The organism is Clostridium sp. YIM B02555 (assembly GCF_022320955.1).
GTDB classification, from domain to species: Bacteria; Bacillota; Clostridia; order Clostridiales; family Clostridiaceae; genus Clostridium; species Clostridium saccharoperbutylacetonicum.
Genome location: NZ_JAKJJY010000002.1, coordinates 407371 through 429704 on the forward strand (window position 1 = coordinate 407371; position 22334 = coordinate 429704).

19 protein-coding genes are annotated in these 22334 nt (G+C 30.8%); 11 read left to right on the forward strand and 8 right to left on the reverse strand.

The window, feature by feature from the left end; translation table 11 throughout:
- Position 1: 1 nt before the first annotated feature.
- The 6 genes from L3B98_RS05120 (at position 2) to L3B98_RS05145 (ending at position 6841) form a co-directional block, all read left to right on the forward strand.
- Positions 2-1315: an NADH-ubiquinone oxidoreductase-F iron-sulfur binding region domain-containing protein gene (locus L3B98_RS05120; protein ID WP_238915852.1), complete on the forward strand. Its 1314-nt coding sequence runs from the start codon at positions 2-4 to the stop codon at positions 1313-1315.
- A 143-nt stretch (positions 1316-1458) separates the two neighbouring features.
- A complete protein-coding gene (locus L3B98_RS05125; RefSeq protein ID WP_238915853.1) occupies positions 1459-3222 on the forward strand; it encodes an N-acetylmuramoyl-L-alanine amidase family protein in 1764 nt (587 codons plus the stop codon).
- Positions 3223-3428: 206 nt separating this feature from the next.
- On the forward strand, positions 3429-4379 hold the full coding sequence (locus L3B98_RS05130) for a flavodoxin family protein (RefSeq protein WP_238915854.1): 951 nt from the start codon (positions 3429-3431) through the stop codon (positions 4377-4379).
- A 331-nt stretch (positions 4380-4710) separates the two neighbouring features.
- Positions 4711-5118, forward strand: coding sequence for a DUF6379 domain-containing protein (locus tag L3B98_RS05135; protein WP_238915855.1), 408 nt, complete (start codon positions 4711-4713; stop codon positions 5116-5118).
- Between the two features lie 12 nt (positions 5119-5130).
- Positions 5131-6183, forward strand: a complete 1053-nt coding sequence (locus tag L3B98_RS05140) for a TIM barrel protein (RefSeq protein ID WP_238915856.1) — start codon at positions 5131-5133, stop codon at positions 6181-6183.
- A 100-nt stretch (positions 6184-6283) separates the two neighbouring features.
- On the forward strand, positions 6284-6841 hold the full coding sequence (locus L3B98_RS05145; RefSeq protein WP_238915857.1) for a nitroreductase family protein: 558 nt from the start codon (positions 6284-6286) through the stop codon (positions 6839-6841).
- A gap of 61 nt (positions 6842-6902) precedes the next feature.
- On the opposite strand, the gene L3B98_RS05150 is transcribed toward L3B98_RS05145, so the two are convergent.
- The 5 genes from L3B98_RS05150 to L3B98_RS05170 all read right to left on the reverse strand — a co-directional run bounded on the left by L3B98_RS05150 (position 6903) and on the right by L3B98_RS05170 (position 12760).
- Complete coding sequence (locus L3B98_RS05150) at positions 6903-7610, reverse strand: methyl-accepting chemotaxis protein (RefSeq protein ID WP_238915858.1); 708 nt, start codon at positions 7608-7610, stop codon at positions 6903-6905.
- A gap of 382 nt (positions 7611-7992) precedes the next feature.
- Positions 7993-9441: an FAD-dependent oxidoreductase gene (locus L3B98_RS05155; RefSeq protein ID WP_238915859.1), complete on the reverse strand. Its 1449-nt coding sequence runs from the start codon at positions 9439-9441 to the stop codon at positions 7993-7995.
- Positions 9442-9549: 108 nt separating this feature from the next.
- Positions 9550-10464, reverse strand: coding sequence for a sugar phosphate isomerase/epimerase (locus L3B98_RS05160; RefSeq protein ID WP_238915860.1), 915 nt, complete (start codon positions 10462-10464; stop codon positions 9550-9552).
- A gap of 80 nt (positions 10465-10544) precedes the next feature.
- Positions 10545-11660 carry a Gfo/Idh/MocA family oxidoreductase gene (locus L3B98_RS05165; RefSeq protein ID WP_238915861.1) on the reverse strand — a complete coding sequence of 372 codons (1116 nt, stop codon included), beginning with the start codon at positions 11658-11660 and terminating at the stop codon, positions 10545-10547.
- Positions 11661-11698: 38 nt separating this feature from the next.
- Positions 11699-12760: a Gfo/Idh/MocA family oxidoreductase gene (locus L3B98_RS05170; protein WP_238915862.1), complete on the reverse strand. Its 1062-nt coding sequence runs from the start codon at positions 12758-12760 to the stop codon at positions 11699-11701.
- A gap of 521 nt (positions 12761-13281) precedes the next feature.
- Here L3B98_RS05170 and L3B98_RS05175 point away from each other — a divergent pair.
- Positions 13282-14463 (forward strand): MFS transporter, encoded by a 1182-nt coding sequence (locus tag L3B98_RS05175; protein ID WP_238915863.1) that lies wholly within the window; start codon positions 13282-13284, stop codon positions 14461-14463.
- 27 nt (positions 14464-14490) lie between these two features.
- Positions 14491-14625, forward strand: coding sequence for a hypothetical protein (locus L3B98_RS05180; protein WP_015394805.1), 135 nt, complete (start codon positions 14491-14493; stop codon positions 14623-14625).
- 100 nt (positions 14626-14725) lie between these two features.
- Here the strand turns inward: L3B98_RS05180 and L3B98_RS05185 are convergent, their stop codons facing one another.
- Both L3B98_RS05185 and L3B98_RS05190 read right to left on the reverse strand, forming a co-directional pair.
- Positions 14726-16276 (reverse strand): nitrite/sulfite reductase, encoded by a 1551-nt coding sequence (locus L3B98_RS05185; protein WP_238915864.1) that lies wholly within the window; start codon positions 16274-16276, stop codon positions 14726-14728.
- Between the two features lie 147 nt (positions 16277-16423).
- A complete protein-coding gene (locus L3B98_RS05190; protein WP_238915865.1) occupies positions 16424-17326 on the reverse strand; it encodes a glycyl-radical enzyme activating protein in 903 nt (300 codons plus the stop codon).
- 251 nt (positions 17327-17577) lie between these two features.
- Here L3B98_RS05190 and L3B98_RS05195 point away from each other — a divergent pair, with 251 nt between their 5' ends.
- From L3B98_RS05195 to L3B98_RS05205, 3 genes are all read left to right on the forward strand, one after another.
- A complete protein-coding gene (locus tag L3B98_RS05195) occupies positions 17578-18330 on the forward strand; it encodes a DeoR/GlpR family DNA-binding transcription regulator (protein ID WP_238915866.1) in 753 nt (250 codons plus the stop codon).
- 239 nt (positions 18331-18569) lie between these two features.
- The gene (locus L3B98_RS05200; RefSeq protein WP_238915867.1) at positions 18570-20975 is read left to right on the forward strand and encodes a glycyl radical protein; all 2406 of its coding nucleotides are present in this window, start codon (positions 18570-18572) and stop codon (positions 20973-20975) included.
- Between the two features lie 36 nt (positions 20976-21011).
- Positions 21012-21689 (forward strand): fructose-6-phosphate aldolase, encoded by a 678-nt coding sequence (locus tag L3B98_RS05205; RefSeq protein ID WP_238915868.1) that lies wholly within the window; start codon positions 21012-21014, stop codon positions 21687-21689.
- 68 nt (positions 21690-21757) lie between these two features.
- Here the strand turns inward: L3B98_RS05205 and L3B98_RS05210 are convergent, their stop codons facing one another.
- Positions 21758-22264 (reverse strand): flavin reductase family protein, encoded by a 507-nt coding sequence (locus L3B98_RS05210; protein ID WP_238915869.1) that lies wholly within the window; start codon positions 22262-22264, stop codon positions 21758-21760.
- Positions 22265-22334 lie beyond the last annotated feature (70 nt).

Below are 22334 nucleotides of genomic sequence, written 5' to 3' on the forward strand. Positions count from 1 at the left end.
TATGATAAATGAATTTAAACCAATTCTTATGCGTAATTTTAATACAAATAATTTAGAATCTGAAGGATTATATAAAGCAATGAGTTTATCAGCACAAGAAATAATAGCTAGAATTGAGAAGATTCAGTTAAAAGAATGTGGTGTGTATTCAGAAAGTGTTGCTGATAAGTGGAAAAAAGTGATTTCTGCACCTAATAATGAAGAAAAAAAGTTGATTACTGGCTTTAATAATATAGATAATTCGTATGTTTCAATATGTCTTCTTGAAAATGATCCAGCTAATGTTTTAGGGGGCATGGCAATAGCAGGAAGAGCAGTAGACGTCTTAAAAGGAATTCTTTATATTCCAGAAGAAAAGGCAAATTTAAAAAAAGTTTTAGAAAATAAAATAAAAGAAATAGAATTATATGGTTTTGAAGTTGAATTTGCTATTGGAAAAATTGATGTGAGACAAGTAGAAGAATATGATTTAATACATCATGTTGATACAATGGCATCTATTGCAGCATATTTTGATGTAGAAGAAGAATATATTCCTTCAAGGATTATTTCAGTAACAGGAGCCGTTAATAAACCAGGTATTGGAGAAGTTCCTGGAAATACCAATGTACAAGCGATAGTTGAGGGAGTTTCAGGAGGTTTTGCAGACGAAATTCAAGCAATTGTCCTTGGAGGACAAAGTGGAAGGTGTCTTGCTGAGTCTGAAGCAGAAAAAACTATTTTTGAAAATAGCAGTACTAATGAAATTATTGTTCTAAATAAAAAAGAATGTATTGTAGATTTTGCAAAACAAGGAATAACAAAAATGTATGAAGGTACATGTGGAAAATGTACTTTCTGTAGAGAGGGCTTATATCAATTAAAGCAAATGATTTCAGATGCTACAGAAGGAAAAAGTAAAGCTGAAGATCTTGAATTAATAGAAGAAATTGCGAGTGAAGTATCAGAAGAAACTTTATGCAGCTACGGACAAAAGTCAACTGAATTTGTAAAAACTTCAATGGAATTATTCAAAACTAACTATGAATCACATATTAAAAGAAAAAAATGTCCTGTTGATTTATGTGGGAATTCTCAAAATATTGCTATAAAGGGCGATGTTTGTGATGGATGCGGTGAATGCATGGAGGTATGTGAATTTGATGCAATTGAAGGAAAAAGTGGATATATTCATATGATTGATGAGTTTGACTGTACTAAATGTGGTAAATGCATAGATATTTGTCCAGTTTCTGCAATAGTAAAAATTTCAGGGAATAAATCTATAGGTCCGGATAAGCTTACTCGCGTTGGAAGATGGAAAAAGAGAAGATGAAAATAATATATTTGACCTCTGTTTTTAATTAATTTTCTTTATTAGTATTAAAAAACTTTGATTATATATCTACAAAGCTTTTTGAATGTAAAGAAAATATTAAAATAAATAAACTAATAATAAAGTAAGGGGAAATGAAGAATATGTTAAAAAGATTTACAAAAGTTACAAGTTTATTGATTGCTGCTGCATCTGTTGTATCAATGGTTCCAGTTATGGCGGCAGATGTTAAAACAATTGATGCTCAAGAAGGCACGGTTTATCAAGGTGATGCAAAAGGTGATGGATTATTCTACATTGGTGGAGAAATAAATGGTGAAGAAGCTGGTTATTATGTAGCCGATAATAAGTATACTAAGGTTGATGGAATTGAAACAGGTGATAGTGTAGGAAAAACTTACAAGAATGAATATCTAGAATTTCAAGATGGAGATTACTATTTAGACTATAAAACTGGTAAAAAAACAGATGACAGCATAGGTGATGATGTAATAGATGATGCAGCATCAGCTGTAAGAAAAAATATAAAAAATGATAATGATGGAAGATTTACTGATGCAGCAGTTAATGCTATACCTGTAGCTCAAGCAAAACGATATGGTGCAGGAACTCGTGAAGTGTTTTTCGATGGTCCTTTTGGAACTTGGAGCCATTATCAATATGATCTAAAAACTGCTAGTCTTAATGGACAAACAAAATCTACAATATATGCAGATACAGAAGGAAAATATATAGATGGGGACTATAGCTTAGGAGATCTTAAAGTTTACTCAACAGGTGCGAGCGTTACTATTAAAAACACAAAAGACACTTATGAATTAAAAGGTACTGATGGGAATACATATGAATTTAAAGCAGCAATAAAGGAGAATGCTGTTTTGACAGAAGGATATGCAGACATATTTAGAGTAGCAGATTTATCAATATATTCGAGACAAAAAGGTGTTGGAAGTTATCAAGACGTAACTAGTACAGTAAAGTTTGGTGGACAAAATGGTCATAAGGCAGTAAGCGGCAATATTAATGGCGATGGTTCAGTAAGAGTGCTAGAAAAATTATCAAAAGAACAAGCTTCTGGGGACGTGGATGGAATTAAGTATCCTAAGTCAACAAATATTTATTTTTTAACTGATGAAAATGGAACATATGAATCATTGTTTGGAATTTATGATCCATCACGTGGTGATCATACTCCGTTATTTACAACAAGTGCAAAATGCATAACAAGTGCTTATGTAGACAACGGTAATAATAAATTATATGGACAAACTGTTACTTTAAAAAATAAAAATGGCTATAGCTACGTAGATTTAAGTGATAGTGATTCAACAGATATAGAAAATAAAGATGCATGGGCAATAGGTGGAGGAGATTTATATTGCTTAAGTAATGGATATATTAAGGATTGGGATGGAAAAGAGAGTTTTGAGAAGATCTATAAAGTAGATGGAGCAATGAGCAAGATAAAGGCTAGTGATAAAAATAATATATTAGTATGGAGCGATGAAGCAAGCAATAGTAATAACGTTTATTCAGTAATATCAAACAAAGCTTCATCTGGAGATAAAACAACAACTGATACAAAAACTACAGAAGCTGCAAAAACGGGATGGACAAAAGCAGTAGATGGAACATGGACTTTTGTTAATACAGATGGAACAGCAGCTAAAGGCTGGAAACAAGATGGGACTGTTTGGTATTATTTAGATCCAACTACAGGTGTTATGGCAACTGGATGGAAAAATGTGAGTAATACTTGGTATTACTTAAATGCATCAGGAGCAATGCAAACAGGCTGGATCAATGACAATGGAACTTGGTACTACTGTAATGCATCAGGAGCAATGCTTGCTAATACAACAGTTGATGGATATGTATTAGGTACCAATGGAGCTTGGGTTAAGTAAGTTATACAAAAGCAAATATTTTGTTAAATATATTTCTCAGCGATCAATGCGAGTGAGTAAATTTAAAAGTAAAAATATATGATTTAGTATGGGCATTCATTGTTTGAATGAATGCCTATAAAACAAATTAGTAAATAATTAAATTAATATTATTTAAATATAAAATATGATTTTGATTAGAAGATAATCAAGAAAAGGAGATTGAAATGAAAGTATTAGGAATATCTTTTGGAAGAAAAATGAGATGTGGTGAAATATTAGTTAAGGAGGCTCTTTATAAAGCAAAAGAAGCAGGTGCGGATGTACAATTTATAAATGCTGTTAATATGAATATTCAACACTGCAAAGGCTGTGATGCTTGTAGTGCAGGAAGAAATAATGGTAAACAAATTAAATGTATTATAAAAGATGATTATGAAATATTAGAACAAGCTGTTTTAGATGCGGATGCAGTAATATTAGCTGCACCAGTATTTGCAATTGCACCATCAGGGCAACTAAAGAATTTTATTGATCGTTTTGGACCAGCTCATGACAGAGCCGCGCTTGTAGCAGAACAAAATAAGCGTATTGCAGCAGGTACAGAATTATTAGATGAAAGAGCATTTAAAGATAGATATGTAGGATATATTTCTGTAGGTGGAGCTAGTACACAAAACTGGGTTTCATTAGGACTTCCAACAATGAATATATTTGGATTTTCATTAATGATGAAAGTTGTTGGACAAATTGATGCTTATGATATGGGAAGAACTGCAAATCCTGTTTTAGATCAAGATTTAATGAACAGGGTTGGAGAATTAGGAAAGAGAGTTGCTGAAGCGGTTGGAAAGCCATATGAAGAAGTTGAATGGTTTGGAGAAGAGGGGACTTGTCCAGTTTGCCATTGTAATTTAATTACTGTAAATAAAACTACAACAGTTGAATGTCCAATCTGTGGAATAGAAGGTCATTTATCTATAGAGGGAGATAAAGTAAAGGTTGAATTTAGTAAAGAGCAACAAAATCGTGCAAGAGGAACTAAGATTGGATTACAAGAACATTATGATGAAATCCAAGGTATGATAAAAGTTTGTGTTCCAAAATTACAAGCAAACCAAGAGACTTTACCTAAAATGTTAGAAAAATATAAGAATTTTGATGAATTAATTAAATAAGGTATATTTTAATTCAACTTATTAGTAGATGCCAATTATATCAATTGTGTAAGTGACATATATTTATGGAATTAAAATATTATATAAAGCCATATAATATTTGATAATAAAAAGATTAATATTTATAAAGTGCAGACAATGAAAAATATGATTGGTATCTATAATTTCAAAATTGAAAATTAAGCTATATATATTGAAAAAAGAATTGTTCAAATCTTAAAGATTCAAAACTGAACTTAATATTCAATTGTCAATTATCAATGATCATTGACAATCGAGTACTGATCATTGATAATTGATAATTTTAAAGTATATAGTTATTAGATAAAAAATGAAGGGAGTAAAGGAAATGTTTGCAAAGCATATGTATAATCCAGATGGATTTAAAAATACTGTAGTGAATGATGAAATAGTAGGATTCCAATTTGATATGAGAATCCAATATTATCGTGGAGTTACACTTTCTATTATAAGAAATATTGAAGTTGAGGTTGATGGAGAAGCATATCAAAGAGAAGATATTCGTTTTGCTGTAAATGGTGAAACCTTTACTTTAGAAGAAATGCGTACAGTTATAGATAATCGTTGGTTATTTGGGCAATTTGCTACAGTTACTGTAATGAAACAAGGCGGATTAAAAACAGGTAAACATCATATTAAATGTACTCAAACTATTGCACCGTCATATATGCCAATGATTTTAGTACATCCTGGTGAATATGATTTTGAGATTAGATAGGGGGAAATAGCAATGGATTATAAAATTGGAAGAAGTGTATCGTTATATAGTTATCAATCAGAATATTATGTTGGTAAACTCGATTTAGAAGGATGTATTAGAGAAGCAGCAAAAGCTGGAGCTACAGGAATTGAACTTTTAGCTGAACAAATGGTGGATTCTTTTCCTATAATCACATCAGAATTTAAAGAACAATGGTTTGGTTGGATGGAAAAGTACGGTACGGAACCTACTTGCTATGATGCCTTTTTGGAAAATCATATTTATGATAATAGAACTCTTACTCTTCGTGAGCAAGTTAAAATGATGGAAAGAGATATTAAAATAGCAAAAGAACTTGGATTCAAAACTTTACGTACTCTTGTTGCAACACCAATGGACGTTATTGAAGGAAGTCTTGAGTGTGCAGAAAAAAATGATATTAAAGTATGTATTGAAGTTCATTCACCATTCTCTTTAAATTCTGGTTGGGCAGATGGATATATGGAAATGATCCTTCGTACTGGAACAAAGCACTTTGGATTTATGCCTGACTTTGGTATATTCTGCAATAAGATTCCAAGACAACTTCGTGAACAAGCTATACGTAGAGGTGCTAACTTAGACTGTGTTAAGCTTGTAGATGAAGCTTTTGCAAATAGAGTAGCAAAAGGATTTACAAAGATTAAATATGATACAAATCTTGGGCGTGCACATGGTGAATACATGAAGGCTAATGGAATGCCAGAATTAATGGAAGCAATTACTAAAGCTAATGGAAGCAAAGTGGATATGGCGTATGCAGGAGCTTCATTTAATTACACATGGTGTGATCCTCAAGATGTTATTGATAATATAAAATATATTTATCATACACATGCAAAATGTTATGAAATAGATGAAAATTATGAAGAAACATCAATGCCAATTAAAGAAATAGTTGTAGCTTATAAAAAGGCAGGCTACCATGGCTTCTTGTCTACTGAATATGAAGGACATGGAATGATTAATGATGCTTTTGAAGTTGACAGCATTGAACAAGTTAGACGTCATCAAGAAGCTTTAAGACGTGCTATAGAAGAATAATAATTACCTATAATTAACTAGATATTTAACATATAAATGTGCATAATAATTTATTATATTATGCACATTTATTAATTAATAGAAAGGATATGGAATTAATATGAATGGTACAATAAAATCAATAATGAAAAGATGTTCTATACGTAAATTTAAGAAAGATAAAATAAGTGAAATAGAGATAGATATTTTAATGAAAGCAGCTCTAGCAGCACCTAGTGGTGCTAATTTACAGCCTTGGCATTTCTCCTTTGTAGAAGATACAAAATTAATAACAGGTTTAGAAGATTATCTTGTTGAACTTGCTATGAATTCAGGTGATGAAATAGCAATTGAAAGATTAAAGTCACGTAATAACAAAGTTATTTTTGATGCACCATTATTAGTGGTAGTCTCATCTCCATTAAAAGGACATTTTGACATGCTTGACTGTGGAATTGCAATTGAAAATATTGTAATTGCTGCTGAGAGTATTGGTCTTTCTAGCATTATACTTGGTGGAATGAGAGTAGCGTTTATTGGAAATAAGAAAGCCGTTTATGAGGAATTATTTTGCATTCCAAAAGGAAATCAATTTGTAGCAGCTATTGCTATTGGGCATGCAGATATGATTTCAAAGCAACATGAATTAGATGAAAATAAAATAACTAGAATTAAATAAGTTTAACGAGATTATTCAAATAAAGTGTTAAATAAAAAGCCCAAGTCACTTGGGCTTTTGTTTAACTTTTAATAAGTTTTGCAGTTTCTGCTAAATTTGATAAATCATCATGGATATCGATTACATTTTTTGATATATCACTAATTGATGCTACTTGATTGTTGGTGCTATTTTCAATAGAATTGATCCGTATATTAATTTCTTCAATAGCTTGTTTCATAGCTGATAAAGAGTTTTTAGCAGCTTCAGCAGAATTTTTGCTTGAACTAGCTAGTTTTCCGATTTCTGTAGCAACAACTCCGAATCCCTTTCCAACTTCTCCAGCTCGTGCAGCTTCAATCTTCGCATTTAAAGCTAGTAGGCCAGACTGATTGGCAATATTCTGAATTGATTTTATTATAATATCTATATCATCGATACGCTGCATTAGCATATTAGCATCCTGAACATTAGAATGGGCTTCTTCTGATAATTTAGAAATTTCTTTAAGAATATTATCAAAGCTTTTATTAAAGTCTGAGAAGGTCTGTGAAATATTAATGGATAGGTTTTGCACCGTTGTTTGTTGTTCAAGGTCACGTACAACAAGTATAAAACCTGCTATGGAGTTATCAGCATTATAATAAGGTGTAATTGTTGAGCAGGTAGGGACTTTGAATGTATCATCAGGAGCTCTAAAGGCTGTAAAAGTCTTTTTGTCTTTAGATATAGATTCAAAAAAGGGGTTATTAGTATTGAATGGGTCTCCTGCCTTACAATTTACGTTCATTGCGCCATCACCTTGCTGAACTGAAATAAATTGATTTAGGTCGGTTATAGCGATGTTTGTATTTATGTTAAAAAGTGAATTAATATAAGGCATTAATTCAATTAGAGAGTTTATCTGTTCATTTTTCATAGATTATCACACATCAAACACAAAATATGTAGTGCTTAAATTTTCTCCTTTCATATTTGAAATAGTGTTTATTTTGGAATTTATGGACTAAATAATTAAATTGATTTATGTAGTTTTAGAATTCTTTAATAGTAATGATATTAAGTTTTGTAAATTAAGAATTATCCCATACATAGAGGAGTTTGTATGTATGGGATTTGGTTTATACTATTATATGTGTATATATTTAATTTTCAATTATAGTTTAAGGAAGTTATAAGGTATTTACGTAATCAGAAGCATTTTCACCAGCCATACGTCCACTGTTTAATGCGTATCCCATAGTGTTACCTGGTAATAAAAACATATAACTGTCACCGTAAATTGTACAAGTATCTGTTCCGGCTGCATAAAGGCCTTCAATAACTTCGTAATCTTGTGTAACAACTTCTGTTCTATGATTAATCTTAATTCCACCTAATGAACCATATGCACCAGGGAAGAATTTAGCAGCATAGAATTTTCCTTTTCTTATTGGTCTCATATATTCAGCCTTTTTACCAAAAGCTTCGTCTCTTGAGTCACAAGCATCGTTATAATCATCAATTGTATCTAATAGGTTATCGCAATTAATTCCAGTTTTCTCTGCTAATTCTTCAATAGTATCAGCAATAAATAAGTAAGGATTTCCTTGAGAAATTGCTGTTTCCATATGTTCATCAAAACCATCAATAGTTTCTTGGTTTAAAACCATACTTACTACATCAACACCTCTTTTAAGATATTGTCTTTTAATCGATTCATCAATAATCATGAAAGCACAACGATCTTTTTGGATATTTATAGCATTTCCAGCATAAGTACTGTTTTCAAAGTGTTCTTCATTAAAGAAACGTTCACCTTGTAAATTAACTAATAGATTTGGTTGGTTGAATGCAGCATGAATTGAAGCTGTGATATTTTCTCCAGGAAGAGATGAACACATTTCTATACTAACATCACTTTTACCAGCACCAGCATTCCAAGCCATTTTGATTCCATCTCCAACTAAACCAGGAATACGGAAACCAAAATAGTCTTTTCCACATTCATATCCAGTGTATTCTTTTATCATTTCAACATTATCACCAAAACCACCTGTGCAAATAATAGCTGCTTTACAGTTTGCTTTTATTTCTTCACCATCTTTAGTTTCGCCGATAACTCCAGTTATCTTGCCATCAGTTTTTATTAATTCTTTTCCAGGTGTTTCAAAATAGAATTGAATGCCTAATTCTACAGCTCTTTCAGTCATACGTTTTATCATAGTAGCAGCAGCTCTTGGACCAGGCATACCAGATTCAGGTTTTACAATATGCCAAGTAGGCTCTGAAGCAGGGAAATACTTAGAAGCTTTATAGAATTCAACGCCCATATCTTGTAACCAATCTATAGTATCAGCAGATTTGTCAAAATATTTTCTAACTAAAGTTGCATCTACTCTCCAATGTGTATAATTCATAAACATGTCAAAAGCTTTATCTTTATCTACAGTTGCTAAGTCTTTACGTTGAACGCTAGTTCCAAGCCCTAAGGGCCCCATACCCATATTTGCTGCCCCTCCTGTGTTCATTGACTTTTCAAATACTACAACTGACATATCATTTTCAGCAGCTGAAATTGCAGCAGCAAGTCCAGATGGACCAGCAGCAACGACAACTACATCGCATGTAATTTCTTTCATAATAAGATCCTCCTTAGATTTTAATTCTTCAAATTTTATAGTTTTAAATTAGTTTATATTATATTTTTGTATTTACTTATTTAAAAAATTTTTGTGAGTAAAGAAGTATTAGATCACAAATTGTTTTAAATACTTTTGACTAAGTAATAGAGATTTTTGAATTTCTTCATCTGAGCTTTCAAAAGCTTTATCCTCAATTTCTATGCATGTATTGCCTTTATATCCGATATCAGTTAAAGCAGAAACATATTTACCCCAGTTTACATCGCCAAGACCTGGTAATTTTGGAGACATGTATTGTAGTGGAGTAGCCATAATCCCAACATCATCTAGTTTATCTTTGTAAACTTTAATATCTTTATAATGTACATGGAATATTTTATCCTTGAATTCATATAGTGGTTTAATATAATCGATTTGTTGCCATACAAAATGTGATGGATCATAATTTAGTCCGAAATAATCACTTTTTATTGCAGTAAACATTTGTCTCCAAATAGCAGGAGTTGTTGCAAGGTTTTGTCCGCCTGGCCATTGATCATTTGTAAATAACATTGGACAATTTTCTATAGCAACTTTAACTTTATTTTCTTCAGCCAATTTTATTATTGGAGTCCAAACTTCTTTAAATATTTCGAGATTTTCTTCTACAGTTTTATTTTGATCTCTACCTATAAAAGTAGTTACTACACCTATATTTAATTTGTTAGATGCAACGATTAACTTCTTGATATGGTTAATATGAGTTTCTCTTTTTTCAAGATCAGGATCTAAGGTGTTTGGATAATATGCAAGAGAAGATAAAGCTACATTTTTCTTAGAACAATAATCTTTAATATAAGTAATTTTATTGTCATTAAGTTCATCTACATTTATGTGTGTAACGCCAGCATATCTACGTTCTGCTTTTCCTTTTGGCCAACAGGCTACTTCTACGCATTCGAAATCGTTTTCGCTTGCAAAATCAATCATTTCTTCAAATGTATAAGTATCTAAAATAGCACTTACAAAACCTAATTTCATGTTATGATTCCTCCAATTTAGAAAAATTTTCATAGTATAAGCCAAAAGAGACTCACTCTTAAGGCTTAAATTACTATTTGTTAAAGGTATATTTCTTTACCAGTTTCAGCTGATTTATAAATTGCATCTAAAATTTGTGTTACCACGAAAGCTTGTTCAGGTTTAACTAGTGGATCTGTATCATTTATGATTGCATCCATCCATTGTGACTGCTCACGTACACCTTCTGCTGAAGCTCCACCTTGGAAGAAGTCAACAATACCAGCAGGTGAGATAACTTTTTCCATTAGTTGATTATGTTCTACGCTGTTGTAGATAAGCTCATCTTTTGGATAACTTCCACCATGATGAATTTCAGCTCCACCTTTTGTACCACAAAGTGTAGTAGAAGCTTCCATAGATTTTAGTACATTTAATGCCCAAGAGGATTCAAGGTAAACAACAGCTCCATTTTCCATTTTAATCATACCAAAGGCTGAATCTTCTACTTCAAAGGTTTCAGGATCCCAAGGTCCAAATACATTTCCATCAGGACCATCAGCTTGACGTCCTAACTTATAAAATACTTGTCCAGTTACAGAAACTGGTTTATAGTTATCCATCATCCAAAGTGTTATATCTAAAGCATGAGTACCGATATCTATTAATGGACCACCACCTTGTAGTGCTTTGTTAGGGAATACACCCCAAGTAGGAACAGCTCTTCTTCTTAATGCGTGTGCTTTTGCAAAATAAACTTCTCCAAGTTCTCCATTTTTGCATGAAGCGTTTAATGTTGTTGTATCATCACGGAATCTATTTTGATATCCAATTGTAAATTTCTTTCCTGATTTTTTCCAAGCATCGATCATTTTTTGTGCATCTTCAGTGTTATGAGCCATTGGTTTTTCACACATTACATGTTTTCCAGCTTCAAAGGCTGCAACTGTAATTGGACAGTGAGCAACATTAGGCGTACATACATGTACAACATCAAAGTCTATACTTTTATCTGCTAACATTTCTTTATATTCTGTATATGTTTTTGCATCTTGTGTTCCAAAGTCGGCAGCAGCTTTCTCAGCACGTTCAGGGATAATATCACAGAAGGCAACAATTTCTGCCTTGCTTGAATTAGCTTTTATAGATGGCATGTGTTTTTGATTAGCAATTCCTCCACAACCTACGATAGCAATTTGAACTTTTCCGTTTCTCATAATTAATTTCTCCTTTTCATTTAAAACTCATTTAGTATTTATTCAAAATCAACAGATTTTCCAGAGGCTGCTGATTCTCTTACGGCTTCCATAACAGCAAGAACTCTTCTTACTTCAGGGATTTTAACAATTAATTCTTCCTTTCCCTCTAATGCCCTAAAATAATTTTCAAAAAACATTATGTGGGCAACGTTTACTTTAGGCAAATCTTCAGTGATTAAAACTCCATCTTGTGGTGGACCAAATGACCGTGTTGGACCAGAAGCCGTCATAGTAGTTTTTCCAGGAACATTTTTAAGAAGTCTAGTTGTTCTTGCAATTTTTCCTTCTGGATCAAAACCATCACTATACATAGTTCCTTTATCTCCACCAATAAACCAATGTCTTTCAAACCATTTTGGTTTATCAGCTAGGAAGTAGGTTCCAAGCTCTATTTCAGCTGTTATGCCATTTTCAAATTTAAATAAAATTTTGAAGTAATCATCTACTTCTTCATTAATAACATTTCTTAAATCAGCATAGATAGTCTTTATTTTGCTATCAACCATATAAAGCATTTGATCTATTAAATGAACACCCCAGTCATATAACATTCCACCACCGTACTTTTTAAATACATGCCAATCATGCATATTTCCATTTATCCCATATAACTTGGATTGAATAGTATATACATTGCCTAAGGTTTCTTGATTATATACTTCTTTGGCAGTTCTAAAGTCTACATCATATCTACGTTGCTGATGTACTGTAAACATTACTCCCGCATCTTTTACAGCAGCTATCATCTCATCGTATTCCTTTACATTCATAGCAGCAGGTTTTTCGCAAATTATATTTTTACCTGCCTTTGCAGCCTTGATTACAACTTCTTTATGAACATGATTACTTATTGAAATTATTACTGTATTAATATCATCAATCTTTAACAATTCATCAAAGCTGGTAGTTCTTATAACATTTTCAGTTATAGCATCAGACATTTTTTCTTCATCAATATCGCATACTGCAACTAAATTAGCTGAATCTAATGAAGCTAATGTTTTTTCATGTACATGTCCCATAAATCCAAATCCGATTATTCCAAAATTAACTTTCATTTAATTACTCCTCCTTATATGAGTTTGAAATAACATATCATATTTCATGAAAACATTATAACACTTTTTTCATGAAAAATACAAGATATAAATCGAAAAAAGTGAATATTTTTTCAGAAAAAAATGTATATGGTTATATTGAAGTTAAATAAAGTTGCAAATTATGATTATAACTTAGCTTTAAAGTAATTGATATAATATAAATCAAAATAAAATCTTCAGAAAAAAAGATTAGAAGAAAATTTTTACTAAGTAATATGAAAACACATATAAAATCAATTATATATAAGTAGTGATTTTTTCAAAAGTAGCATATTAAATAATGTATTTATAGAATTTATAAAATAAGATTCATGAAAAAATAAATATTTTTCAGAAAATACATTGAAGATGTTTAAGAGTGTGGTATTATTATTACAGATAATTTCAGATGATTTACAAATTTATGTAAACAGTATCATAAAAATATACTTATAGATAATATTACGTTTAAATATTGATCAGAAAGGTGGAATTTATTCATGAGACAAAAAAGTAATAACAGTATAAAAATATCAATATTTTCTATAGCTTTTGTACTTGGATTAAATATAACTGGAGTAGCACCTATATTAGGCATGTTAGATGTAGCGTTTAAAGAAGAGGGAGCCAATGCAGTCCAAACACTTCAAACTATACCTTATTTTTTGCTAATGGTAGCATCAATATTGGTTGGATGGTTAGTAACTAAAATTTCAAAAAGAAAAATAGTGTCAATTGGTTTATTACTCATTGCTTTTGTAGGAACCAGTCCGCTTTTGATAGATAGTTTCTCATTTGTGATGATTTCAAGAGTTCTTGTAGGCTTTGGATTTGGAATAATATCTCCACTTAATGCTGCAATAATTAGTGATTTCTTTGATGGGAAGGATCGTGCTGCGCTTATGGGACTTCATGTTACAGGAATGGGAATTGGTTCGATATTCATAAATATTGTTGGTGGAATATTGGGGAACTTTGGATATCAAAAGTATTTCTTAGTTCACTTAATTGCCCTTGCAGCATTCATAATTGTAATATATCAATTGCCAGATACAGGAGCACAGACTCAAAGTGCTACACAAAAATTAAAGTTAAATAAAATGGTATTTGAATTATCTTTAATTAGCTTTTTTCATACTTTGTTTATAACAGCCTTTATGACTAATATAGCTACTCATATTTTACAGAATTTAAATGGAAGTTCAGCGCTTACAGGAATAGTAGCTGCAGTGCAAGGCGGATTTGCACTTTTAGTTGGTTTTAACTTTTCAAGAATATCATCAGCTTTAAAGCGTAATACATTACCTTTTGCTATTTTTGCAGCTGGATTAGGATATTTATCTGTTATAATTTTAACCCATAATATTTTGGGGATACTTTTTGGAAGTGCATGCCTAGGAATTTCTTTGAGCTGCTTTATGGCGCAGGCTTCATATATTATTTCAGTATCAGTACCTCAAATTTCTATAGCTCTTGCAAATGGTGTTTTTGCAGTAATTGGAGGAATTGGAGGTCTATTGTCGCCAATTATAATAAATAATCTTACTAATTATATATTCAAAAACATATCAACTAATGGAGTATTTATTATTTGTGCTATCGGAATGTTTGTATTATCAATTTGCAGCTATATTTTAGTTATAATAAAAAGTAAAAATGCTAAAGAACAAATACTTAACTAAAATAAGAATATTAATGTGGGAAAAGAAATGAGACAATATGGATTTAGAAAATACTTTGCTGAGAAGGCATTTCATGCTTGCGAAGATACAAAATTTGAACTTGCTAAGTTAGGAAATGATGCAGGTATCTATGGTGGAGTAGAGTTAGTGTTAAACCTATAGAAGAAATTTTTATATAATGGAATAGTGTAAAAAAATAAACATTCTTAAGGTGCTGAAAAACAGATACCTTTAGAATGTTTATTTTGATTATGTATTTAGCTTATTTAAGATACTTAGTTATTAATTCTTCAAATTCTGATTCGTTGCTATTTAAATAATCAATAAAATCGATATTTTTATTTTCTAATAATAAAGCTAGTTCGTATAAAAATTCAGGAATTTCACGTGCTAGTAAATCTCCATATACCTTTCCAAGTCTAGCATTATTATCTTCAAAAGATCCATTAATATGAAGTTGAAATACATCTTCAACAACATCATTAACTCTTTTACGTTTACCAGTGAATCCAATTGCACCTACTTCATGAACTCCACATGAATTAGGACATCCTGAAATATGAATTCTTGGCAATACATCTTTTGTATATCCTTTTTCTTTAAAGTAAGTTAATATTTGATTTAAAGTCTTTTGGCTTTCTAAAATTCCAACTTGGCAAATTGGAACACCAATACAAGAAACACTTTGTTCAAGAGCTGTTTCTCCTCCAAGATTTTGAGTTAACTCTAGAAGTTTTTTTGCTTCATCACCATTTAAATTTCTAAAATAAATTCCCTCTGTCATAGTTAGTCTTATGTTTAAGGCTTCCACAGATTTTAAACTATCTAAAATTTCTCTTAATTGTTTAATATATACTTGTCCTCCAATTGGATGAAAATAGACACTATATAGACCTTCTTGTTTTTGTTCATATAATCTAGAATGTTTTAGATTTATTGTTTTACCTTCTTTAATAATGTTTTTTTGTGATATATTAAGATCTAAAGTTTCTTTGTCACAAACTTCCTTTAGATGTTTTTTATATGTTTCGATAAAAGCATCTTTGCCAAGTCTTTCAACGATGTATCTTATACGAGCTTTATTTTTATTTTCATAATCTCCTTCAGCTATGAAAAGACTAGTCATGGCTTCAATATGATATAAAACTTTGCTAGGTTCGATAAGCTCATCATATTCAACTCCAATTTTGGGGTTTTGTCCAAGACCTCCACCCATATACACTTTGAAATACTCTTTTCCATCTTTAATTGTTGCTAAAAATCCTAAATCAGTTATATTGCAATGACCAAGATCAGTTTTGCTGCTAGAAAAAGATACTTTAAATTTCCTAGGAAATTTATAAGAGGTTATTTTACTTAAAAAGTGATTATTAACAGCTAGGGCATATTCAGTAACGTCAAAAGCTTCTAATTTATCTACACCAGAAAGAGGTGACAAAGCAACATTTCTTGGATAATTTCCACCACCTCCTCTAGAATATACATCATTTTCAATTCCATCTTTCATTATTCCACAAACTGCATCAACTGAAAGATTGTGATACTGAACAGCTTCTCTTGTGGTGAAGTGTATTTTATCTAAATTGTATTTTTCAGCGATATCACATAACCAATTCATTTGAGATATATTTGTTATACCAGAAGGTATTCTAAGTCTTATCATAAGTTCTTGTTTGCTACGTTCAGAATACACACCCATTCCGCCAGATACTTTTTTAAAATCTGCTGCAGAAACTTCACCTTTTATAAATTTATTACATAACTCTTTAAAGCTTTCTATTTCAAGCAATAATTCTTCTTTTAATTTATTCAAAATGGTTGCCTCCTTGATTTGAAAATTATTCTCATAAAGTATTATACCATAAATTTATAGGGTTAGTGTATTATAAAAAACAAAATGTTATTCATAGTAAAAATCTAGTTTACATTTAGAATAACATTTTAAATATTTGCCAATGTATTAAAAATAACAATCAAAGCCATTTTCAAGAAATATATTTTGGTAGTCTAGCAAATCTTCTTCATGGAGTTGCTTAGTGTCTTGAAAAGCATAAGGTTTATCTAAAAGTGTATATTTTTTCTGTCCAAATTGATGAAATGGAAGTAAATTCACTTTTTTTGCATTTATTGATTTTAGTAACTTACAGAAGCCTCTGGCATCTTCTAAGCTAGAATTAATAGTTGGAATAACAGGAATGCGTATTATAATATCTTTTTCATTATTTATGGCAATTTTTAAATTTTCAATAATAATATCATTATAAACATTAGTAGCTTTTAAATGCTTTTCTCTATCAGAATGTTTTATATCAAATAATAATAAATCTATATGTTCAATTAGGCTTGAGAATATGTCTTTTGAAGTATATCCAGTAGTTTCAATTGCAGTGTGTATATTCTTTTCCTTCAAAGATCTTAAAAGTTCTGATGCAAATTCATGTTGCATAAATACTTCACCACCAGATAAAGTTACACCTCCATTTGATTCTTCATAAAACATTTCATCTTTCATTACTTCTTTTACTACTTCTGAAATTGTCATAAATTTACCTTCAACTGAAAGTGCTTTCTGAGGACAAGAATTTTTACAATTAAAACAAGAAACACATTTGTTAGAATCAATTTTTATATGATTTTTATATGAAGTTATAGCGCTTTTGGGACATACACTTATACAATGAAGGCATTGTACACATTTTGCTTCATCACATATAAGCTGTATATTTTTATCTTGTGATTCTGGATTTGAACACCATAGGCAGCTTAAAGGACAACCTTTGAAAAAAATGACAGTTCTAATTCCAGGACCATCGTGTATACTATATTTTTGAATATTAAAAATACATGCATTTATATCATTCATATAAATCATCTCCATATAAATTAATCTTTTTCTATTGGATTAATCTTAACATGAAAAAAAATAAGTGTAAATATAAAATTTCATTTGAAATTAATATTATTTCAAATGAATAAAATAAAAGAAAAAGAATATAATCTAGCTGAAAATGTGCAATGATTACTTAATCAAATTTTATTCGAAATTTAAATGGTTCATTTAACAAAGGAGTTATGTTATAATTACCATTATATTAATAGATAGGAGGGGGCTTTATGACAAATAGATATACAAAGCTTCTTGAAATTGTAAATAAAAATAAGCGCATAGAAGTTAGTAAATTAGCAGAACTTTTAAAAGTATCTCAAGTAACTATACGTAAAGACCTTGGTGCATTAGAAGAAAAAGGACTATTAAAGCGTGAGCATGGCTATGCCGTTATGACTTCAAGTGATGATATCAGCAGCAGATTAGCTTTTAATTATGATATAAAACGAAAGATAGCCCGTTTAGCAAGTGAGCTTGTAAGAGATGGAGAAACTGTCATGATTGAGTCTGGTTCATCTTGTGCGTTGCTTGCAGAAGAGCTTGCTTTTAATAAGAAAGATATAACTATAATTACTAATTCAACTTTCATTGCAAATTATATTAGAGAAGGAAATGCTAAAGTGGTGTTGTTAGGTGGAGATTATCAACCTGAATCTCAAGTTTCAGTAGGACCTTTAACTAGAAAGTGTGTTAAAGATTTTTTTGTAGATAAATTATTTATTGGAACTGATGGGTATAGCTCTAAAATAGGGTTTACTGGGAAAAACCTTATGAGGACAGAAACCGTTAAGGCTATGGCAGAAAGTGCTGATAAAATAATAATTTTAACTGATTCATCAAAATTTTCAGAGCGTGGAGTTGTATCTCAGTTTAAAATTAATGAAATAAGTTATTTGTTTACAGATGATAATATTCCTGAAGAGATTTTTGAAAATTTGAAAAAGGAAAAAGTTGAGGTTCAAATGGTAAGTGTAAATTAATACATTGGAGAAAGAAAAGTAGCATAATAAAAGAAAACAAGAGATACGCAGGATATGATATTTTATTTAAAAATTATATCCTGTGTATTTTTTACTTTTTATTTTGAAAAACACAAAATTACTTTCGAATGAAACTATAATATTGACAAATGATAATTTGAATATATAATTAAATTATAAAAGAAAAGAATATAGTTTCAAATGAAAGAAAATATGATTTTAATGAAGGGAGAATGGTTATGAGTCATTTTGGAGAATTAACTAAAAGAATGCACAATTTCAGAGAGGAATTATTAAATGTAAAACCCATGGTTTGTGTGGAAAGAGCAAAACTTATTACAGATAGCTATAGTGAACATGCAGATAAGCCTATGGTTTTACGTAGAGCATTGTGTTTAGAAAATATATTGGAAAATATGAGTATATTTATTGAAGATGAGACACTAATTGCAGGTAACCAAGCATCCTCTAATCGTTCAGCACCTATTTTTCCTGAATATGCTATGGATTGGGTTATAGATGAACTGGATGAATTTGAAAAACGAGATGGAGATGTATTTTATATTACAGAGAAAAGTAAAGAAGTCTTAAGAGAAATTGCACCATTTTGGGAGCATAAAACCTTAAAAGATAGAGGACTTGCTGGAATGCCAGCTGAAAGTAAAGTTTTTTATGATTTGGGAATAATAAAGGCAGAAGGAAATATTACTTCAGGGGATGCTCATATAGCAGTGAATTATGAAAAAGTATTAAAACTTGGATTGATTAATTTCAAAGAAAGAACAGAAAAAAAATTGAAGGAATTAGATCTCACTGATTATAGGAATTTAAAGAAATCATATTTTTATAGGTCAATTTTAATTGTAATCGAAGCAGTTGTAGTTTTTGCAAAACGTTATGCAGATTTAGCACTTAAAATGGCGGAAAAAGAAACTGATGCGTCTAGAAAAGCAGAGCTGCTTGAAATGTCAAGAATACTAAATAAAGTTCCATATTATCCAGCAGAAACCTTTCACGAAGCAGTACAATCTCTTTGGATGATTCACTTGATTCTGCAAATTGAATCCAATGGGCATTCACTTTCTTATGGAAGAATGGATCAGTATTTATATCCGTTTTATAAAGAAGATTTGAAATCTAATAAAATCAATGAAGCTAGTGCAACTGAACTATTAACCAATTTATGGCTTAAGACTTTTACTATAAATAAAATAAGAAGCTGGTCTCATACACGCTTTAGTGCAGGAAGTCCTTTGTATCAAAATGTTACAGTTGGAGGACAAACTGTAGATAAGAAAGATGCAGTAAATCCATTAAGTTATTTAATATTAAAAAGTGTTGCACAGACTAAATTGCCACAACCTAATTTAACAGTGCGTTATCATAGAGGATTACCTAATGATTTTATGAAGGAGTGCATAGAAGTAGTGAGATTAGGGTTTGGTATGCCTGCTTTTAATAGTGATGAAGTTATAATTTCATCATTTATAGAAAAAGGAGTAGCAGAAAAAGATGCATATAATTATAGTGCAATAGGTTGCGTTGAAGTAGCTGTTCCGGGTAAATGGGGTTACAGATGTACTGGAATGAGCTTCTTGAATTTCCCTAAATCTTTATTAATTGCTTTAAATAATGGAGTTGATCCTGAGTCTGGAATTAAGCTTTGTGAAGGTGTGGGACACTTTAAAGATATGACTTCTTTTGAAGAAGTTATGAAAGCATGGGAGAAAATTATACGTGAATTTACAAGACATAGTGTAATAATTGATAGCTGTGCAGATTTAGCCTTGGAAGAAGTAACAGCAGATGTATTGTGCTCAGCTTTAACGGATGATTGCATTGAAAGAGGATTGAATTTAAAGGAAGGTGGAGCAGTATATGATTTTATAAGTGACCTTCAAGTAGGAATTGCAAATCTTGGTGATTCTCTTGCGGCAATTAAAAAATGCGTTTTTGAAGATAAAAATTTCACTCCTGCACAGTTATGGGATTCATTAATTAATAATTTTGAAGGAGAGGAATATAAAAAGATTCAAGAAATATTAGTTGAGGAAGCACCGAAGTATGGAAATGATGATGATTATATAGATTTGTTATTAAAAGAGGCTTACGATATTTATATAGATGAAATAAAGAAACACAAAAATACTAGATATGGAAGAGGACCAATTGGAGGCACTTATTATGCAGGAACTTCGTCAATTTCAGCAAATGTACCACAAGGAGCTGGAACTATGGCAACTCCAGATGGAAGAAAGGCAGGGGAGCCTTTAGCAGAAGGATGCTCACCTTCTCATGCAATGGATAAAAATGGCCCTACAGCAGTGTTTAAGTCAGTTTCTAAATTACCAACTCATGATATAACCGGTGGAGTATTATTAAACCAAAAGGTTACCCCTCAAATGCTAGCAAAAGAAGAAGATAGAATGAAATTAATTGCATTGATAAGAACTTTCTTTAATCGATTGGAAGGATTTCATGTACAATACAATGTAGTATCAAGAGATACCTTGCTTGATGCTCAAAAAAATCCGGAAAAATATAGAGATTTAATTGTAAGAGTTGCAGGATATAGTGCATTTTTCAATGTATTATCTAAGCAAACTCAAGATGACATAATTGAAAGAACTGAACAAGCTTTATAAGAAGTGAGTTGAGTAAATAGTAAGGAGAGAATTTGAATGGAATATATGTTAGATACAGCCAATATTGAAATGATTAAAATGGGAGTTGAAATTTTTCCTATTGCAGGGGTAACAAGTAATCCAAGTATAATTAAAAAGGAAGGTAAAATTGATTTTTTTAATCACTTTAGGAAGATTCGCGAAATAATAGGTATAGAAAAGACTCTTCATATTCAAGTTGTTGCAGAAGATTGTGAAGGAATCTTAAAAGAAGCAAAGGCTATTTTAGAGAATATTGATAACAAGGTATGCATTAAAATTCCTGTTAATGCAGAAGGATTAAAAGCAATAAAAGTCTTAAAGGCTCAAGGAGTACCAATAACAGCAACTGCAATTTATACAACTGCGCAAGGATTATTAGCTATGGAAGCAGGAGCAGATTTTATAGCACCATATTTTAACCGTATGGAAAATATGAATATTAATCCGCGTGAGGTTATAAAAGCTCTTGCAGATATGATTGAAAAATATAATTATTCAACTAAAATACTTGCTGCAAGTTTTAAAAACATAGGACAAGTAAATGATTCTTTTGCTGCTGGTGCACAAACAGCAACAATGGCACCTGAAATTTTACTTGATGCTTTAAAAATGCCAGCAATTGAAAAAGCAGTTGATGATTTCTCAAAGGATTGGGAAGCCGTATTTGGAAAAGTGTCCATTGCTGATTTATAGAAATTAATCTTTACGAAGAGGACCTGAAGTGTTTAGAATTTAAAACATAACAGGTTCTCTTATTGTAATTATTTTTCAATTTTATAGCAGTCAACTATTTCACCAACATAAATTGTATGATAATCATCTTCACCATAGAAAGAAGCTTTAATATCTGAATCTAAAAGGTCAGAATTGATTTCTTGTTTATATACAATTTTACATTCATAATGAAGTTCACAATCCTCTATTACAGGAGTGTTTAAAGTTTTTCCGTCGCATAGTATTAAATTAGCTGCATCTAACTTATTTATATCTCTACCTGATTTACTTCCACATAGTGCCAATTGAGACTTCATTTTATCAGTTAGAGGTATACTTACAGTAAATTCATTAGCCTTTTCAATTAGATCATGTGTATATCTTGATTTTCTAACTAGAACAGTAAATACTGGTCTATTCCACTGAAAACCTATATTCCCCCAAGAGATAGTCATAGTATTGGTAATATCTCCAGCTTTAGCTGTAAGAAAAGCACCGTGCTTGTGTAAATAATTCATTCCTTCTTTTATATTTTCAGTAAAAAAATTTGACATAACAGCACATCCTTTAAAAATATATTAAATTTATTGTTGCGAAAAATATTGTTTTATTTGCATATTTGAA

Excerpts from the sequence above, each read along its gene's own strand:
- L3B98_RS05125 (WP_238915853.1), top strand. The coding sequence starts at position 1,459 with ATGTTAAAAAGATTTACAAAAGTTACAAGTTTATTGATTGCTGCTGCA.
- L3B98_RS05170 (WP_238915862.1), bottom strand. The coding sequence starts at position 12,760 with ATGAAAGTTAATTTTGGAATAATCGGATTTGGATTTATGGGACATGTA.
- L3B98_RS05165 (WP_238915861.1), bottom strand. The coding sequence starts at position 11,660 with ATGAGAAACGGAAAAGTTCAAATTGCTATCGTAGGTTGTGGAGGAATT.
- L3B98_RS05195 (WP_238915866.1), top strand. The coding sequence starts at position 17,578 with ATGACAAATAGATATACAAAGCTTCTTGAAATTGTAAATAAAAATAAG.
- L3B98_RS05150 (WP_238915858.1), bottom strand. The coding sequence starts at position 7,610 with ATGAACGTAAATTGTAAGGCAGGAGACCCATTCAATACTAATAACCCC.
- L3B98_RS05210 (WP_238915869.1), bottom strand. The coding sequence starts at position 22,264 with ATGTCAAATTTTTTTACTGAAAATATAAAAGAAGGAATGAATTATTTA.
- L3B98_RS05140 (WP_238915856.1), top strand. The coding sequence starts at position 5,131 with ATGGATTATAAAATTGGAAGAAGTGTATCGTTATATAGTTATCAATCA.
- L3B98_RS05205 (WP_238915868.1), top strand. The coding sequence starts at position 21,012 with ATGGAATATATGTTAGATACAGCCAATATTGAAATGATTAAAATGGGA.
- L3B98_RS05130 (WP_238915854.1), top strand. The coding sequence starts at position 3,429 with ATGAAAGTATTAGGAATATCTTTTGGAAGAAAAATGAGATGTGGTGAA.
- L3B98_RS05160 (WP_238915860.1), bottom strand. The coding sequence starts at position 10,464 with ATGAAATTAGGTTTTGTAAGTGCTATTTTAGATACTTATACATTTGAA.
- L3B98_RS05200 (WP_238915867.1), top strand. The coding sequence starts at position 18,570 with ATGAGTCATTTTGGAGAATTAACTAAAAGAATGCACAATTTCAGAGAG.
- L3B98_RS05190 (WP_238915865.1), bottom strand. The coding sequence starts at position 17,326 with ATGAATGATATAAATGCATGTATTTTTAATATTCAAAAATATAGTATA.
- L3B98_RS05145 (WP_238915857.1), top strand. The coding sequence starts at position 6,284 with ATGAATGGTACAATAAAATCAATAATGAAAAGATGTTCTATACGTAAA.
- L3B98_RS05135 (WP_238915855.1), top strand. The coding sequence starts at position 4,711 with ATGAAGGGAGTAAAGGAAATGTTTGCAAAGCATATGTATAATCCAGAT.
- L3B98_RS05175 (WP_238915863.1), top strand. The coding sequence starts at position 13,282 with ATGAGACAAAAAAGTAATAACAGTATAAAAATATCAATATTTTCTATA.
- L3B98_RS05180 (WP_015394805.1), top strand. The coding sequence starts at position 14,491 with ATGAGACAATATGGATTTAGAAAATACTTTGCTGAGAAGGCATTTCAT.
- L3B98_RS05155 (WP_238915859.1), bottom strand. The coding sequence starts at position 9,441 with ATGAAAGAAATTACATGCGATGTAGTTGTCGTTGCTGCTGGTCCATCT.
- L3B98_RS05120 (WP_238915852.1), top strand. The coding sequence starts at position 2 with ATGATAAATGAATTTAAACCAATTCTTATGCGTAATTTTAATACAAAT.